Source organism: Loktanella sp. DJP18, from assembly GCF_049310965.1.
Classification (GTDB): Bacteria; Pseudomonadota; Alphaproteobacteria; order Rhodobacterales; family Rhodobacteraceae; genus Loktanella.
This window is the reverse complement of the sequence record NZ_JBMERN010000337.1, coordinates 1-1,120: the sequence shown is the minus strand read 5'-3', so window position 1 is coordinate 1,120 and position 1,120 is coordinate 1. Positions and strand designations below refer to the sequence as shown.

The following is a 1,120-nucleotide window of genomic DNA, read 5'->3' as shown; positions in this document are numbered from 1 at the left end:
CCAAACGCTACGGGACCGCCCTGCCCGCCTCAAGCAGCTTTCCTCTGACAGTGCCTCAGGGCTGCCTTATCACGGTCCATCACGCACAGAAAGCCAGGGATTGGCTCACCCCGCTTGCGTGCAGCGCGAACGTAAACGAGCAACTGCGCGAACATCAGCAGCGGCGGTGTGGAAGTTTCCTTGGCCTCGAACCAGATTTCAGCGGTCTGGATATCGACCAGCCCTTTATTCACACCCTTGAGGCCAAGCGCCGCGATATAGGCGTCCTTGACGTCTTCCTCGGTTTTGGCGCGGGCGAGTGCTTTGTGCAGGCTCATAGGATTAGTTTTCCGATAAAAGGCAGTTTCGTAAGGTCATATCGACTTAATAATTAAGAACAACGTCGTATAGATAGCGTTTAGATCAGAAACCCTCATTTTTGAAACCCTCGCAGAACGCCTTATCTGACGCCAAAAAAAACTTCATTCCAAATTCAAGGCTTTGTTGAAGGTTTTGGACGTCTCCTTAGAGCCGACGTTCGCTGTGAAGCAGAAATTTTGCTACATGGGCTCGAACCGGACCTTCGATGCGTTCGGCACGAACGAACGCTTTACCACTGCCTGACCCATTGGGAACGTCACAGCGATCTAGCGCATGGAGCGTGCATTAGACGTCAAAGTCGTAGTCGCCTGACGCCTCACAACGGCCTTCGCCCGTTGCAACGGGTTGCAATCGATAGTGGAAGACATCCGTCAAAGTGTGCCTATGATGGGGAGGGCCAAGGTTCAGCTGGCACCGCGCATTGCGGGCGGCGAACCGGATTGACGAAAGACCCACAACATGCGCGCCGCGATCTACGCCCGCTATTCTACCGACATGCAAAGCGACGCCTCCATCGAGGACCAGCACCGGCTTTGCCTGCGCCTGATCGCCAGCCACGGCTGGTCGGAGGCCGAGACCTACGCGGATCGCGGCATTAGCGGGGCGTCGCATCTGCGCCCCGCCTACCAGCGCCTGCTGCAGGACGCACGTGAGAACCGGCTTGATGTTGTTGTTGCCGAAGGGTTGGACCGGTTGAGCCGGGATCAGGAGCACATCGCGGCATTCTTCAAGCAGATGCGGTTTCAGGGGATACCTATTG

At 56.3% G+C, this 1,120-nt stretch carries 2 protein-coding genes; one reads left to right on the top strand and one right to left on the bottom strand.

Going from position 1 to position 1,120, the window contains the following annotated elements; all coding sequences use genetic code 11:
* Positions 1 to 29 precede the first annotated feature (29 nt).
* Entirely contained in the window at positions 30 to 317 is a 288-nt protein-coding gene (locus ACOI1H_RS25735) for a hypothetical protein (RefSeq protein WP_422441174.1), read from the bottom strand.
* 502 nt (positions 318 to 819) lie between these two features.
* Here ACOI1H_RS25735 and ACOI1H_RS25730 point away from each other — a divergent pair.
* Positions 820 to 1,120, top strand: a 301-nt coding sequence (locus ACOI1H_RS25730; RefSeq protein ID WP_422441173.1) for a recombinase family protein, incomplete at its 3' end; no start/stop codon positions are given.